The organism is Paraburkholderia kirstenboschensis (assembly GCF_032806925.1).
GTDB classification, from domain to species: Bacteria; Pseudomonadota; Gammaproteobacteria; order Burkholderiales; family Burkholderiaceae; genus Paraburkholderia; species Paraburkholderia kirstenboschensis.
The window spans coordinates 481,705-497,037 of record NZ_CP136511.1; the positions used below are offsets into that span (position 1 = coordinate 481,705).

Annotated in this window: 13 protein-coding genes; 8 read left to right on the plus strand and 5 right to left on the minus strand. The window is 59.3% G+C overall.

What is annotated here, in order from left to right; all coding sequences use genetic code 11:
• The first annotated feature begins 290 nt into the window (after positions 1–290).
• Both RW095_RS02445 and RW095_RS02450 read left to right on the plus strand, forming a co-directional pair.
• The gene (locus tag RW095_RS02445) at positions 291–551 is read left to right on the plus strand and encodes a hypothetical protein (protein ID WP_317016219.1); all 261 of its coding nucleotides are present in this window, start codon (positions 291–293) and stop codon (positions 549–551) included.
• Positions 548–784 carry a DUF2513 domain-containing protein gene (locus RW095_RS02450; RefSeq protein WP_317016221.1) on the plus strand — a complete coding sequence of 79 codons (237 nt, stop codon included), beginning with the start codon at positions 548–550 and terminating at the stop codon, positions 782–784. The genes RW095_RS02445 and RW095_RS02450 overlap by 4 nt, the downstream gene beginning before the upstream one ends.
• A 671-nt stretch (positions 785–1,455) precedes the next feature.
• Here RW095_RS02450 and RW095_RS02455 read toward each other — a convergent pair.
• The 4 genes from RW095_RS02455 to RW095_RS02470 all read right to left on the minus strand — a co-directional run bounded on the left by RW095_RS02455 (position 1,456) and on the right by RW095_RS02470 (position 7,849).
• Positions 1,456–2,400 (minus strand): NAD(P)/FAD-dependent oxidoreductase, encoded by a 945-nt coding sequence (locus RW095_RS02455; RefSeq protein ID WP_317016223.1) that lies wholly within the window; start codon positions 2,398–2,400, stop codon positions 1,456–1,458.
• Between the two features lie 68 nt (positions 2,401–2,468).
• The gene (locus tag RW095_RS02460) at positions 2,469–3,521 is read right to left on the minus strand and encodes an alpha/beta fold hydrolase (RefSeq protein WP_317016224.1); all 1,053 of its coding nucleotides are present in this window, start codon (positions 3,519–3,521) and stop codon (positions 2,469–2,471) included.
• Between the two features lie 1,232 nt (positions 3,522–4,753).
• On the minus strand, positions 4,754–6,145 hold the full coding sequence (locus tag RW095_RS02465; RefSeq protein WP_317016226.1) for a hypothetical protein: 1,392 nt from the start codon (positions 6,143–6,145) through the stop codon (positions 4,754–4,756).
• A gap of 933 nt (positions 6,146–7,078) precedes the next feature.
• On the minus strand, positions 7,079–7,849 hold the full coding sequence (locus tag RW095_RS02470) for a GntR family transcriptional regulator (protein ID WP_317016228.1): 771 nt from the start codon (positions 7,847–7,849) through the stop codon (positions 7,079–7,081).
• Between the two features lie 101 nt (positions 7,850–7,950).
• Between RW095_RS02470 and RW095_RS02475 the strand changes: the two genes are divergently transcribed.
• From RW095_RS02475 to RW095_RS02500, 6 genes are all read left to right on the plus strand, one after another.
• The gene (locus tag RW095_RS02475) at positions 7,951–8,733 is read left to right on the plus strand and encodes an SDR family oxidoreductase (protein WP_317016229.1); all 783 of its coding nucleotides are present in this window, start codon (positions 7,951–7,953) and stop codon (positions 8,731–8,733) included.
• 71 nt (positions 8,734–8,804) lie between these two features.
• A complete protein-coding gene (locus RW095_RS02480) occupies positions 8,805–9,737 on the plus strand; it encodes a BKACE family enzyme (protein WP_317016231.1) in 933 nt (310 codons plus the stop codon).
• Between the two features lie 184 nt (positions 9,738–9,921).
• The gene (locus tag RW095_RS02485; protein ID WP_317016232.1) at positions 9,922–11,235 is read left to right on the plus strand and encodes an MFS transporter; all 1,314 of its coding nucleotides are present in this window, start codon (positions 9,922–9,924) and stop codon (positions 11,233–11,235) included.
• 48 nt (positions 11,236–11,283) lie between these two features.
• Entirely contained in the window at positions 11,284–11,946 is a 663-nt protein-coding gene (locus RW095_RS02490) for a CoA transferase subunit A (protein ID WP_317016234.1), read from the plus strand.
• Positions 11,943–12,584: a 3-oxoacid CoA-transferase subunit B gene (locus RW095_RS02495; RefSeq protein WP_317016235.1), complete on the plus strand. Its 642-nt coding sequence runs from the start codon at positions 11,943–11,945 to the stop codon at positions 12,582–12,584. Before RW095_RS02490 ends, RW095_RS02495 begins: the two co-directional genes overlap by 4 nt.
• Before the next feature lie 162 nt (positions 12,585–12,746).
• Complete coding sequence (locus RW095_RS02500) at positions 12,747–13,271, plus strand: gamma carbonic anhydrase family protein (RefSeq protein WP_317016237.1); 525 nt, start codon at positions 12,747–12,749, stop codon at positions 13,269–13,271.
• Between the two features lie 697 nt (positions 13,272–13,968).
• Here the strand turns inward: RW095_RS02500 and RW095_RS02505 are convergent.
• Positions 13,969–15,030 (minus strand): IS110 family RNA-guided transposase, encoded by a 1,062-nt coding sequence (locus tag RW095_RS02505; RefSeq protein WP_317016238.1) that lies wholly within the window; start codon positions 15,028–15,030, stop codon positions 13,969–13,971.
• Positions 15,031–15,333 lie beyond the last annotated feature (303 nt).

Below are 15,333 nucleotides of genomic sequence, written 5' to 3' on the forward strand. Positions count from 1 at the left end.
TTTCTGGCCCGCCCTCGAGGCGGGTTTTTTATTGGCACCAGCAAATGAAGAAGATCGATTGGACCAAGGTCGTAGTTGCGGCGATCCGTGCGATCACCGCGATCACCGCGATCATCGTGGCCTGGCTCGACCATCCGCATTCCAGCTAAGCGCCAAATCCCGAGCGTTCCTACCGTCACAAATTGAAGTCGTGACGGGTCGGTGATTTTTTTGGCCACTGACCTGTTGCGGCTTCCGCTGATGTTTATATATAGGATGATGTCCCGCATCAGATATACGAGCATGGACAAATGATCAAAGGACTGGACGGCTTTGTGCGACAACTGAAGGACGCGTCGCGAGCGTTCGAATCGTTGAAGGGGGAAATTGCCCCCGTCTCGGTTGTGCCTGGGGATCAGGCCAGTGTGCAGGCAGCAATCGAACAGATAGAGGCTGCCATTGACCAAAGGGCCGCGCCCTATCGGGGCAATCCTTTCGTGGACCCGGTCGTAAAAGCCTTCAAGGAAAAGTACCGCGAGCACATCATTGAACGTGGCCGGGAGCAGGAATGAAGCGCGACATGGACCTGATCCGCGAGCTGATGCTGAAGCTGGAGACGCTGCCAGTGCCGACCGCTGGAATGGTGGTGGTTGACGCCACCAGGGTGAGCATCGAAGGCTACACGGCGGAACAGATCGACTATCACCTGTCGCTGATGGAGCAGGCCCGTTTCATCCATGCGGGAGGGCTGGACTTCGGCATGTCGGGTCCCGGATTCGGCACCGGGGTGGGCTTTTGCGCCTGACCTGGGCGGGCCATGACTTTCTCGGTGCCATGCGCAGCCCGGATGTGTGGGACCGGACCCGGCAGGCCGCGTAGGCGGCCGGTGGTTTCCCGGTGGATCTGCTCGTGTCTGCTGCGAAGAGCTATCTCGAGGGCAAGATCAAGGGGGATCGGTGGCTAATACAGCCCTTGCCGTAGAACAAAGTAAAGTCGTCACCAAAAGCGAAGCAATGTTGTCGAAACCCATTTGCGCGTATTTCACACGACTGCTTCGGGGTGACGAACAGAGGAAGCTTCCGCCTCACCAAGCACTGGCACTGTTCGCCCAGGTCCGCGAGCTGCGGTCGCGATTGTCGCTCCCAAGGGCAAATTCTGCCTTGCCATACGTTTGTTGAAATGTCGAGCGATGGAAACGATGGTCCTTGCGCATCGCAGGCTTCGTTGCGAAAGCTAGCGGGGAGCGAGACGCGTAAAGCGAGCCGGATTGTGCACAACGGTAAGTTGTCCCAACGAGGCCTGCGTTGAGATGCAGGTGCTGTGTCGATTAACGGGCATCAGGCACTGTTAGTCTCGATTCCCACACATGCACTTGCGCTACATCGATGCACCGCCCGTTGATATTTTCACGGTTCTAAACCCGAACACGATTTTGAACAAATCTTGTCGGAGGAGTAAACAGCCACCGTAGCCGCATCACCTGGGGTTCTGAGGCAGGCTTCGATGAATTTCCGTCGCGGCGATGGCCGCTTCGCCCGAGGCAACGCTGATCTGATTGAGGGTATTGACGATGTCGCCAGCCGCGTAAAGATGCCGGATGCTAGTCCGCTGATGTTTGTCGGTTCGCACCATTCCGTCGTCGTCCCGCTCCACTTTCAGTCCCAACACGTCGGTCCGAGCATTGCAGCCCATGACGGGATAAACAGAGTCAAACCTATGGACGGCTCCATCGAGACTGATGATCTGAACCCCTCGATGGGCACCTTCGGGTTCGTCAAGTCGCGATAGCTCGATCAGACCGATACCACTGGCGACAGCCGAATCCACTTCGGCGCCCGATAACGCATCGAGGTCGGACGCCACCACGGAAACGTCGCGCGAGAACGTTCGCATGAAGACAGCATGCGATAGCGCACATTTAGCTGGTCCCAGCATTGCGATGCGCTGACCGTCGGTCTCGTAACCGTCGCAAATGGGGCAGAGTCGAAAGAGACCGCGACGCGTCAGTTCCGCCGCGTTGGGTATCGATGGCAGTCCATCCCGAATGCCTGCGGCCAGCAACACACGGCTAGCATGCACCGAGCGCACCGCTCCTTCGTCGATGCCGGGCAGCGGGCGATAGTCGATCCTGAATCCGTTGTCGGCAGCTTCAATGGTCTCGACCCGAGCTGGCTGGGGCGTCAACAAATAGGGTTCGAGCTGCTCGCGCAGACTAGCCAGCCAGGCCTCGCCGCTTATGCCGGATGGAAAGCCCGGAACGTTTCGCGCAAGCGGGATGAGCCGCGCACGGCTTTCGCCCGAATCAAACACTTTCACCGAGCGGCGATATCGAGCGAGATATAAGGCGGCGGTCAGGCCGGCGGGCCCCGCGCCGACGATTACACAGTCAATTGAACTGGTCATTCGCAAACGAAGCTCCATAAGCTGCTCACAGCAGACGACTCCCTGTTCACACAGGACAAGAAAGCGTGGGCGCGCACGAGTCCCGGTTATGCTTCCGCCGGCGTGACCGGCAACCTCTCAGCCGCCGACGTCTCGTCAATGGAGGCGTTGCTATCGCCCGTTTCCACGGACTGTCCCGCGCTCATCAGGTCGATCGCCTCGACGATTTCAGCGGGGACCGCGTAATGCACCATGTGGCCCGCCCCACGCGCGATGACGAGCGTGCTATGCGCGATTTCACGATGCAATCGCACAGAATTCGCTTGAGGATCAATGACCTTGTCATCCACTCCCGCAAAGATGCTGACCGGCATCTTGAGGTCCGGATAAAGGGCACTGAACCGTGCTGCGGCGGGAATCATGAACGCGGCATCCTCGGCCTCCGCTTTGATCTGCACCGGACGGAGGATCATTTCCCGAGAGACAAAGTTAAAGAAGTCGGCTGGCGTGGGCAACGGGGAGAACATCGCTTCGACGGTCCGCTTTAACAACAGCCGCCCGGTCAATGGCGAAACCGTGTAACGCAGGACATCACCCACGATGGGAAGCGCTGCCGGCGCGACGAGCGCTGCATCGGCGCGTGCAGTCGGATAGTAGTAACCGGAAACCAGCACGAGACCGCGTAAGTCCGCGGCGGCGTCCGCCGCCATACCCAGTGCGACCAGCGTGCCCCAGGAATGTCCGAGCACCACGGGTTGGTCGACGCCGATTTGCACGAGCGCCTGTCGAATCAGCGCTGCCTGAGCCGTTGCAGTCCACAGTCGGTCGCGTGGCCGGCCGCTGTACCCGTAGCCGGGGCGGTCGAACGCAATCACGCGGTACCGCTCAGCTAACCGGTCGATCAACCCGCTGGCGATGAAATCCTGCAACAGTACGGCATTTCCATGCAGGAGCACGACAGCGGGCCCGGTGCCCTTGTCGACGTAGTGGAGCGATACGCCGTCCACTTCGACAAAGCGGCCGACGGGCGGGTTGTCGCGTTCGGCTTTGCGGGCGCGATGCTCGACCCATACCGCACTGATAGCGGCGGCGGTCGCTGCAGCTGCAAGTGCTCCGATGGTTTTGGTGGGTATGGCAACTTTGTTGAACGAGCGGCGCATGATTTCTCCGGAATGCCGACGGGCGGAAGACGATCCACTTCAGGAGAAGATCGGCCGCCGTGCCGCGGCGTGAATGTTCGATAATTCGTCTGCGCCGATTCGCGCAGCCAAACAATGGGTCTTCCGACTTTTTCCGCGCAACGATCATGCCGCGAGGTGCAACTGTCCCCAGCCAACTTGAAGTGCCAGCCGTGATACCAGTCACTTCGGTGCATTGACAGGCGCGGCGCGCCTTATGCAACCGCTGCCATATGTTCGACCTGAGGCCCACTCCATCAACGGTTCAGATCCATCGACTTGTCCGTGGACAGAAAGACCGACGCCGCGATCATGCGGTGGCATTCGGTTCAAAACTTCCCGGGGGTCCGACGATGGCGGCACGCGTTCACTTATGGAGAACTGCAGTTCGCGGCAATCGATGTGGGAACGGCAGGAAAGCGACTTGAAGCTGCCCACTGGCGACGACAGCTGAACGTTGGAAACGGCCGATGACCCGTCAGCAAACATCGCCCGATGAACGTCCGCTGCACTTCGTGAAGAGCCATTGATGCCTCGATGTGCCGGAAGTCCGCTGAGGGTCGTGAGTACGCACTGGTGACTGGCCGCTCCCGGGAAGCGGATATCCACTGGCCGCTTTCCGGCGACGAATTTGAAGAGCGGATTGACGCAACCCGACCCTGAACCGCCGTTCACCAGGTTACTTCGCTCATAGCCGATGAGAGAACCACAGCGGACGCACATCGGTAAATTCGGTCACTGGTCCATGTCCTTTGTTGACACAGTCACACTTATGCCCGCGAGAAAGCATGGCATCGCCTTCATCGGCGTCTATACGGTCATGTCGGATAGTCACCGTCGATCCGCGACATTGCGGCGAGATGCGTTAGCTCCTCGAACTCCACATTCTGCCAATCAGGTTGGGCGGTGCTGTCTCATGTAAGAATTGACGGTTATTGATATCGGAGGCCGCGCAGCCTGGTTTGAGCGAACAGCTTTCTCGTGCGCTTGAGGTTGTTGGCTTCGCTTTCCGCGAACAATGGAAAAGCTCAGTGCACCCATCACGACCCGAGAACGATTAAAAGCCTTAGGCAGGCCAATCACGGTCCTTCGTTTTTTATTTCGCTGGCCATGCGCATGGACGCTAGCCGATTCTCGCCGCATCCGAAGGGCAATACCAGGCGGTCGAGCGCTCGAGCGAAACTTGCATCCATCGCCCAATGCTCGGTGCCGACCTAAGACTTCTTTCGCTTGGTAAGCGGGGCAAAGAATTTGAGCAGCGCCAGTTTCATCAGCTTGAGGAAGGCTGCATCGGGTAATTTGCCCGAAGCTCTCAGCTGCAGCGCGCTGATGACAATGACACCGGTCAGGCCGAAACCTGTGATAAGCGGGAACATGTAAAAAGGCACTGAAAGCGCAATCACGGTTGCCGCCGCCAAGAGCACAATCAGCAGCAGTGACGCCGCCTTGAATATGAAATAGGGGTCCTCACGGAGCACCTCCTCTGCTCTTTCCTCTAGTAATTCGGCTCCCTCGTTGCCTGACGCGATGATCCGATTGGCCGCGACGCGAAGCCGGCCGAGTCCATCCTGGATCTGCCGGCGCCATTTGGACGCGGCATCAGCAGCGGGGCCGATATCGCCGGTTCGCTGGGAGTTCCGTAGCAGACCCTCCAGTGAGTAGGCCATCCCAGCAATATCATTCTCGAATGATCGCTCGCCCTCATAAATGGCATCGATCATCAACTGGAATCCCGAGGGACCGCAGTGCGATGCAAGCCCTTCTTCGTTGTGCGCTTCACCGTGTGCCGAAAGTGCTTCGCCGAACTCAATCCGGAGCGCCGCGAGCGCGTCGCAAATCTTCGCTACATCCTTAAACCAATCGTGATTGTGGGTACCCGCAAGCTCGGCCATGAGCTTCTCATGCCCCGCCGTTGACGGTACGGTGCTCAACACAGAGATCTTGATCAGAACCTGCAGGATATGATCGTAGGCAAGCTCACAGACGCGCTTGATCTCAACGCTAAAGTCCTTGACACGTGCTCCCATCTTAGGGTCCTTTGCCTCAAGCTGCGCAAGCGTGTCTAACCCCTCAGCAAGGTCGACAATCAGCGAGAGGTTTCGGGCAACGACGTTCTGCGCAGAGCCCGTACGGGAAGACGTGGCTCCGACATCTAATTTCGCGATCGTTCCCTTGGCCGCAATCTTACGGCGTTCCCAGAATGCCTCGAACCAAACGCCCTCGCCGTGTTCGATCCCCGCGGGCGAGCCGGTGATCCTCTCTAGCGCCTGCGACAAGCGCGGCTGGTGACCGACAAGTACCAAGCCGCCATGGGTGTTTTTTCTAACGACGTCGCGTACCTTGGGACCAAGGTCCGCGCCGCTATCCGTCGGTGTCAAGCTGTCCCATTCCACAACCTCGGCATTGTCTAGCTGACCGGCAATGATTGCCGCCGTCCGGGTCGCGGGCTTGTACCGGCTGGTCGCCACCAAGACGGATTTTCCGTCCAGAACCGCCGCCGCGGCGCGCGCAGTAGCCAAGACTCGTTCCTCACCAAAAAAGCTGAGGTTCTGGTCGGTCTCAAGGGCCGCCGACTGCTTATCCCTGGCCCCATGTCTGATGAGCACGATAAAAATATCTGCCTCCGGCCGCCGCAATCGCTTCAGTGGTTAGTACAAGATAGCAGCATTTTTTCCGCTGGCGACACATGGAAGGCCGCGGAACTGGAGAGTCTGCAAATGGGAACGCTGACAAGGGACCTGGAACGGCAGCTCGCTGGTGCGTAACTGACGGTCGATGGACCAAGCGGGGCGGGCGGTCAATGACTCTTGTTGGCCGCTTAGAGGCAATGCCACCTGCGATCTGCTCGCCGAACACCGGCCATTGAGCGTGGGCGGACGAGACCTTGGACATCCGAATTGGATGGCGACTTCGACCGACCGCTTAGGCACCCGGTCCGACGGTGCGACGGCGGCGGCATCCGCCGATCACGCGAACGCATCAGGCAGGCGGCCGGTTTGCGCCGGACCGAAGGAGGCCAGTCAACTACCGTACCGTTCGGCTAGTTCGCAGCCGCGTCGCGGCCATTGTCGCGCATTGCATTACAAAATTAGTTGCAACCCGACTGTACAGTGATAACGAAATTAGTTGACGTGGAATGCGCGCCGGCGCCTTTCTGCGTGCGGCAACGCGAGAAATGGTGCATTGCACAAAGGTAGTAACAAATTTCCTTGTGCGAGCGGGAAGGGCTTCAACACGAACCAAAGCCGGCTCACGCGCGGCAAATCGCGCAGTGCACCTCGTGGTAGATACAAGCTTCGTCTTAGCTGCATCCGATAAAGTCCAAAAGCAATCGCGCACCGGGACGGAGCTCTGTGGAAGTGCGCGATAATCGCAGCTCTTTGAGCCGAGTGTCCGGCGCCAGATCGGCGAGGCACGGCGAATCCTAGAAAAGCGCAGAAAACGGATGTGCTTCTTCGGCTTGAGCGCGCTTCGCCGCGACCCTGGCCTCTGAGCCAAGTTGTCAAAGACCGCTTGTTCTCATAAAGCAATTGCCTTAATTAGCCCATTAAAACGGAGCGTGGCCGTTTCGTCGCCTTTCGGGACGCGAGCGGTTCGGGCGGTTCGGGCTGCTCGGGCGCATCAGCAGACACCAAACCTCCCGCGGACAAAATGAAATCTGCCGCGCTTTCAATATCTCCTTGCAAAGCGATGCGTGCCGCAGCCCCGTCGCGTTGCCGCAGCGCTTTGACGAGGGCGGCATGATGCGATACCGCTACTCGCTCCTCGATGCGCCTGGAACCTGATCGCAGGTCGTAGTTCAGGATGGGGCCGATGCGCAGCCAGAGCGCTTCAATCATCTGAAGGAGAAGAGGCATCTTCGCCGCGCTGTAGATCGCGAAATGGAGTTCTTTGTTGAAGGTGATGAGACGCGTGCCATTGGGTTTCCCGGTTGCCATCTCGCTTGAAAACCTTTCATCCCACTGAATGATTCGGCGGAAATCCGCGTCCGTCCAAGAACTGGCCGCCTGATCCGTTGCCAGTCCTTCGAGATTGACGCGAATCCTCGTGATCTCGCGGAACTGACTGGCCGTCATCGTAGGCACGCGCATCGCCCGGTTCGGGGTCACCTCCAGCGCCTGCTCGGCAACCAAGCGCTGCATTGCTTCTCTCACGGGCATCACACTCACACCGAGCGCCAACGCCGTACTTCGCAGCGAGAACTGCTCGCCCGGCATCATCTGGCCACTCATCACGAGTTCCTTCAGTTGCTCGTAAACGTTCGCGCTCAGCGTCTGGCGCTTTAGAGGGGTGACGAGGTCAGAAATCATGGCTCAAGTATAAGGCATAAGGGTATCTCCCGTCTTTGAGATCTGTGATCACAGATATAATATAGCTATATCCGAATCGAAATTCTTCTGGAGCTCTCGAAATGTGGAATCAAACCTCCCTGGCCGGCAAGCGTGTCCTCGTGACTGCTGGCGCCGATGGAATTGGCCTTGAAATCACCCGCGCCTTCGCTGCGGCCGGCGCGAAGGTTCTGGTCTGTGACATTCAGCCCGAAAGTCTCGATCGGCTCGCGAAGGAGTTGCCTGATGTGTACGGCTGCATTGCTGATGTGTCTCGCGAGGAAGCCGTCGCGTCGTTGTTCGACGTGGTGGACCAGAAGCTGGGCGGCCTTGATGTACTCGTCAATAACGCCGGCGTCGCAGGTCCCACGGGCGGTATCGAGACCCTGTCGCTGGCCGATTGGGAGCGCACCTTGGCCGTCAACCTTACGGGTCAGTTTCTGTGCATTCGGCAAGCCGTCCCGCGTTTGCGCAAAGGCAGCGACCCGTCGATCGTCAACTTGGCGTCAGCCGCCGGTCATCTCGGGATGCCGGGACGCTCTCCCTATTCCGCGTCCAAGTGGGCGGTCGTGGGCCTGACCAAGACCCTTGCAATCGAACTTGGGGGCGACGGCATCCGAGTCAACGCCATCCTGCCGGGTGCCGTGGATGGTCCCCGCATCCGGGCGGTGATTGCCGCGAAGGCCGAAGCGCTGGGCAAACCGCTGGAAGAAGTGACCCGGGCTTACACCGCTCAAGCAGCACTCGGACGCATGGTCACGACCCGCGATATTGCCAACATGGTGCTATTCGCCGCCAGTGACCTTGCCGGCAACGTCACCGGACAAGAACTCGTTGTCGATGGGCACACGCAGGCGCTGAGCTGACCGCAGCCGGCGACATCGATCGCTCCTTTCGAGCACATCCCCCTTTACCTCCGCATCCAAGGAAGTCCACCATGGCAACCCGCTCCAAAGCAATCATCACTTGCGCTCCTACCGGCGCGATCCACACGCCGAGCATGTCGCCCCACTTGCCCGTGACGGCTGATGAGATCGCATCCGCCGCAATTGAAGCAGCCAAGGCGGGCGCCGCCATCCTGCACCTTCACGCCCGTGATCCAAAAGACGGCCGCCCTTCACAGGACCCAGAGCTTTTTCGGCCGTTCCTGTCAAAGATCAAGGCCGCAACGGACGCTGTGATCAACATTACGACCGGCGGCAGCCCGCACATGTCGGTTGAGGAGCGCATGCTGCCGGCGACTACTTTCAAGCCGGAGTTAGCTTCGCTAAATATGGGGTCGATGAACTTCGGCCTGTTTCCGATGCTGAATCGCTTCAAGGAATTTAAGCACGATTGGGAGCGCGAACACCTGGAAAACAGCCGCAACCTGATCTTCAAGAACACCTTCAGCGACATCGAAAACATCCTCGAGATCGGCAACGCCAACGGCACGCGCTTTGAGTTCGAGTGCTATGACATTAGTCACCTGAATAATCTGAAGCACTTTTTTGACCGCGGTCTCGTGAAGGCCCCGGTGTTCGTACAGACCGTTTTCGGCATTCTGGGCGGAATTGGCGCGGATCCGGAGGACCTGATGCACATGCACCGCACCGCAAACCGCTTGTTCGGAGACCAGTTCCGCTGGTCCATTCTCGGTACCGGTCGGAGCCAAGTTCCCCTGGCGACCATTGGCGCGGCAATGGGATCCAACGTGCGCGTCGGCCTTGAGGACTCGCTGTGGATTGGTCCGGGCCGCTTGGCTGTCTCCAGCGCGGAACAGGTACAGCGCATCCGCGTCGTCCTGGAAGCGCTGAACATCGATATTGCTACGCCCGACGAGGCACGCGAAATCCTCGACCTGAAGGGCGCCGGGAACGTCGCCTTCTAGGACAGATTCAGGACCAGACGCGGCCATGCGCGCTAAAGCATGGCTGCCGGAGGTCACTCCGCTTCATCCCAACAAAAGTTCGGAAGGCGTTTGTCGCCACCGGCTCGGGGATAGCTGCGTCATTTTGACAACGGCCGGTATCGAAACTTGAAGTTTTCGCGACGCCGCAACAGGAGACCAAGTCATGCCAACAATCTTATCTCGAGATGTCGCCGCGGAATCAAGCGACAAACATCGGTCGCTTAACGCGCTGCTATTTCGGAAGCTGATGCCATTGCTGGTGCTGGCGTATGTCATCAGTTTTCTTGACCGGACCAACATTGCATTGGCGAAAAGCCACATGGCAGTTGATCTGGGGATGTCGGCGGCCGCGTATGGCCTTGGCGCAGGACTGTTCTTCCTCAGCTATGCACTGCTGGAGATTCCCAGCAATCTGATCATGCACAGGGTCGGCGCACGGTTCTGGATCGCACGAATCATGGTCACCTGGGGACTGCTCTCTGCTGGCATGGCGTTCGTTACCGGCGAGACGTCTTTCTACATCATGCGTGTCCTCCTAGGCGCGGCGGAGGCTGGCTTGTTTCCCGGGGTGATGCTTTACCTGACCTACTGGTTCGGACGCAAAGAGCGCGCCAAAGCAACGGGATTTTTCCTGCTAGGCGTGTGCATCGCCAACATCGTGAGCGGACCGCTCGGCGGCGCACTGCTTCAAATGGACGGCGTGATGGGTTGGCACGGCTGGCAATGGATGTTCTTGCTCGAAGGCCTGCCAGCGGTCGCGCTCGCCTTCGTTGTGTGGAAGAAGCTGCCCGACGGCCCAGCGACCGCTTCTTGGCTAAGTCCAGAACAATCGCAGGAGGTCGAACGCGGTCTTGCGGCAGAGCTTGCCGAAGAAGAGTCTGCTGGGCAGGTTGGGCATTCGTTCCGCGGCTGCTTTGCCGATCGGCAGATCTGGCTGGCGATCTTCGTCTATTTCTGCCACCAAATCAGCATCTACACGGTGATCTTCTTTTTGCCGAGCATCATCGGAACCTACGGCAAGATATCGCCGCTTCAGATCGGCATGCTGAACTCATTACCATGGATCGCCGCCGCGCTGGGTGCTGCGACATTGCCGCGCTTGGCTACCACTGCGCAGCGGTCCCGTCGCATGCTCTTGATCGGCCTTTGCGTAATGTCCGGTGGATTGTTGCTCGCGGCGTTTGCAAGCCCAGCCGTCGCACTCATTGGCTTCTGCCTGACGGGATCAATGTTCTTCGTCGTCCAGTCGGTCATCTTCCTGTTCCCCTCCTCGCGCCTTGCTGGTGTGGCCATGGCCGGCGGATTGGCGCTTGTCAACACTTGCGGTCTGGTTGGTGGCTTCATTGGACCCACTGTCATGGGTTTTATTGAACAGGCTACGGGCAGCACGAAGAACGGGCTACTGATAATTGCGGCCATGCTGGTTATCGCCGCACTGGCCAGCACCCGTCTCCGTCAAGGTCAAGAGAGGACGTAAGCACTTTTTGGGCTTGGGCCCCCAAAGACCATAGAGGAAGGGAAGACTATGAAACCCAAAGCAGTTCCGATCGATGACGTGGTAGCGACCATTCCGAACGGGGCGAGCCTCATGATCGGTGGCTTCATGGGCGTAGGCACACCGACTCGCCTGATCGAAGAACTGCTTCGACAGGGCAAGCGCAATCTCACCGTCATCGCGAACGACACAGCTCGACCCGGGGTTGGCATCGGCAAGCTGATCGCAGCCGGATCTGTCGAACGACTTATTACAAGTCATATCGGCACCAATCCCCAGACCCAACAGCTATTGCTCGAAGGGCGGCTGCAAGTCGAGTTGGTTCCGCAGGGCACTCTCGCAGAGCGGATCCGCGCTGGAGGCGTGGGGTTGGGCGGCGTATTGACGCCCACAGGTGTTGGCACGCTGGTCGCGGAGGGGAAACAAACTATCGAGATCGATGGCCGCCAGTATCTACTCGAGCTTGCGCTAAAAGCGGATTTCTCACTGATCCGGGCCAAGCGGGCTGACTACCTCGGTAACCTGGAATATGCACTGACAGCGCGCAACTTCAACCCTCTAATGGCGATGGCTTCGGACCGGACGATTGCCGAAGCGGAAGACATCGTGCCCGTAGGCGTTATCCCTCCGGATGTTGTCATTACCCCTGGCGTGCTCGTGCACTGTCTGGTGGGTCAGGAGCGCACGAAGTGAGCGAAGAAGCGAAAGACGTCATTGCCCGTCGCGTCGCACGGGAGTTGCGCGACGGCGATCGGGTCAACCTTGGAATCGGCTTACCAACGCTGGTCGCCTCCCATTTGTCGAGTTCGATCCATGTATTTTTTCACTCGGAGAACGGCATCGTGGGTTTGAGCCCGTTGCCCGGAGAGGGTTACGAGGATAGAAATTTGACCGATGCAGGCGGACGACCTGTGGGGGCTCTGCCTGGTGCTTGCGCATTCGACTCCGCGTTCTCGTTCGGCATTATTGGCGGAGGCCATCTTGACGTAACTGTGCTTGGCGGGCTCGAAGTCGACGAAAAGGGTCGTCTGGCCAATTGGATGGTGCCGGGCAGGATGGTTCCCGGCATGGGCGGGGCAATGGACCTGGTAACTGGAGCAAAAAAAGTTATTGTCGCAATGACTCATCGCTCGCCCGCAGGTGCCAAGCTGGTCAAGCAGTGCACGCTGCCAATCACGTCCATCCGCCGAGTGGATCTGGTGGTGACGGAATTGGGAGTGATCCGTCCGACGGAACGTGGCTTGGAACTCATCGAGATAGCACCAGGCGTCACGGCGCAAGAAGTCTTGTCTGCTACCGATGCACAGCTCCACATCGCACCGAACCTTTAAGCGCGACCCGACCGGACATCGCTCTCAACGATTTAGGACCAGAGTAAGCAACCTGTACGCAGGTCAGGATCTGGGCGCTCCCAGGCTTGCCGAGGTCCGCTTTGCAGGCGAGTGCCTCATGCAATCGCATTCCTCAACCTTATCAAAATTTGGAGTCTCCCTTTGGCCACCTACCGCTATGGCGAGCACGCCCCGAACATTCACGAAAGTACATATGTCGCTGATTCTGCGACCGTGATCGGCAGAGTTACCTTGTCGCGCGACTCCAGCGTCTGGTCGCAGGCAGTCCTTCGGGGCGACAACGAGCCGATTCTTGTCGGCCAAGGCAGCAACGTTCAAGAGGGCGCGGTACTGCACAACGATCCCGGCTTTCCGCTGGTGATTGGCGAAGGCGTCACGGTCGGACATCAAGCGATGCTGCACGGCTGCCACATAGGTGATGGCTCGTTAATCGGCATCCAGGCGATCGTCATGAACGGTGCAGTCATCGGACGCGGCTGCCTCGTAGCTGCGGGGGCGGTGGTCACCGAGGGCAAACAGTTTCCTGATAACTCGTTGATCCTCGGTGCACCCGCCAAGGCGGTACGCAAGCTGAGCGAGGACGAAGTTGTCAATCTGCGCGACAACGCCAACGACTACATTGAGCGCGGCCAGCTCCACAAGGAGTTGCTCGAGCGCCTGACATGACGACAACGTCGTGCCCCTAAAGCGCGACGTGCGCTCTTTGAGGATTGGAAGATTCGCTTTGGATTGAACCGGGCAAGCTGGTCGAGTCGAGCGTGGCGCAGTTGGTGAACATGAGCATAATCACCAAAGGAGTCCTATTGATATGTAAATTTGCTGAAGCGCGTCACGATCGTGTGAGGAGTACACGGCCCGACTCCGACCCTGAATTTTGAAGATGGTCATCAATCACGCGACCAGCATGATCATCTGGTTCCTTAACTCAGTGAAGCCGACGTTTGAATGTCCGCCTGAGAGCGCGGTCGAACGACGGGTCATGGCCGCGTAGAGGCAATGCCACCTGCGATCTGCTCGCCGAAGACCGGCCTATAAGGACCTCCCCGATTTAGCAAGATTGGTTTAGCGGATGATCGAACAGGTCTCCTTTGTCGTGAGAGGGGACGTATCTGGCAGGAATGGCGGCGAGACAGACTGCATGCCTATAAACGGCCTCGCTGGGCGCGCTGGCGTTGCTGCGCCCGGGCCCGGATAATAACCGCGCAGCAGGACTCCATTCATTGAGCGGCATTTGCACTGGGCGCATCGCCTTGCCGGTTTTCGAGTTCGCCTGCTGCCGGTCTGACCTGTCGCTATCCTTGCCTGTTGGGTCCTCGAGTTGGAAGTGAAATTGCTGTGGGCGTGGCGTTTCAGGGTTCGGGGCTTACGCGCTCGCCGCCCCGCCATGGCGGGCGGGCGCGTGCGATGGATCGAAACGTTCGCCCCTGGCGAGCACCGCCCACAGGACGCGGGCGTGCTTGTTGGCCACGGCAACGAGGGTCCGGGAGTAGCCCACGCGCGCCTGCAACTGAACGATCCAGCGGGAGAGCCGGTCGTTGCGTCGGGGCGCGGTGAGGACCGCGGAGCGCGCACCCTGGAACAATAGAGTGCGCAGATAGTCGTTACCCTGTCTGGTTATGCGCCCGAGCCGCTGCTTGCCGCCGCTGCTATTTTGCTTGGGCACGAGGCCGAGCCACGCGGCCATCTGCCTGCCGTTCTTGAATTGTGCTGCGTCAACGATGGTGGCCACGGCGGCCGAAGCGGTGACCGTCCCGACTCCGCACAGCTCCATGCAACGCTGTGCCTGGGAGTCGTGCTTGGCGTGGTCGCCGATCTGTCGATCCAGCCACGAAATCTCGTCGTCCAGCGTCCGCCATTGGGCCCAGCCACGCATGAGAGCCTGACGGGCCTGACCGTTGAGTTCGTTGTTGCCGTCCTCAATGTGCTCAACGAGGTGTTTGCGCAACTGGTTGATGCCTTGGGGCAGGAAGACACCGAACTCGCCCAGCAGCCCTCGCAACCGGTTCACGAGTGCGGTACGCTCCTCGACGAATCCGGTGCGCATGCGGTGGAGCACCAGCACGCTCTGCTGGGCGGGTGACTTCACAGGCACGAAGCGCATGTTGGGGCGACCCGCAGCCTCACAGACAGCTTCGGCATCCTGTGCATCGTTTTTTGTCTGGGCGCCACCTTTGCGGTAGGGCGCGACAAATTGCGGGGGAAGGAGCCGTACCTGATGTCCGAGTGCGCGCAGTCTACGGGCCCAGTAATGTGCGGCACTGCACGCTTCCATGGCGACGAGGCAGGGCTGCAGATTGGCGAACCAGCTGAGGAAGTGCTCACGGCGAACGGCTTTGCGGACCACGACGTGTTCCATGCCGTCGACTGCATGAATTTGCATGACGTTCTTCGCCAGATCCACGCCGACACGAGTAATCGTTTCCATGATTTCCCCCTCCCGGAAGGTTGTGTAGCACCAGCCATGATGGCACCGATCGGTGCCTATGCTGGGATCGGGGAGGTCCTTACTAATTCATTGAGCGGGGGCGGGCGAGACCTTGATATCCGAGTTGGAAGGCGACTTCGACCGACCGCCCCGGTCCGATAGTGCGCCGGCGGCGGCCTCCGCCGATCACGCGAACGCATCAGCCCGGCGCCAGGCCGGTTTGCGCCCGACCCGAAGGAGGCCGGTCAACTACCGTACCGTTCGGCTAGTTCGCAGCCGCGTCCCGGCCATTGGTGCGCATTG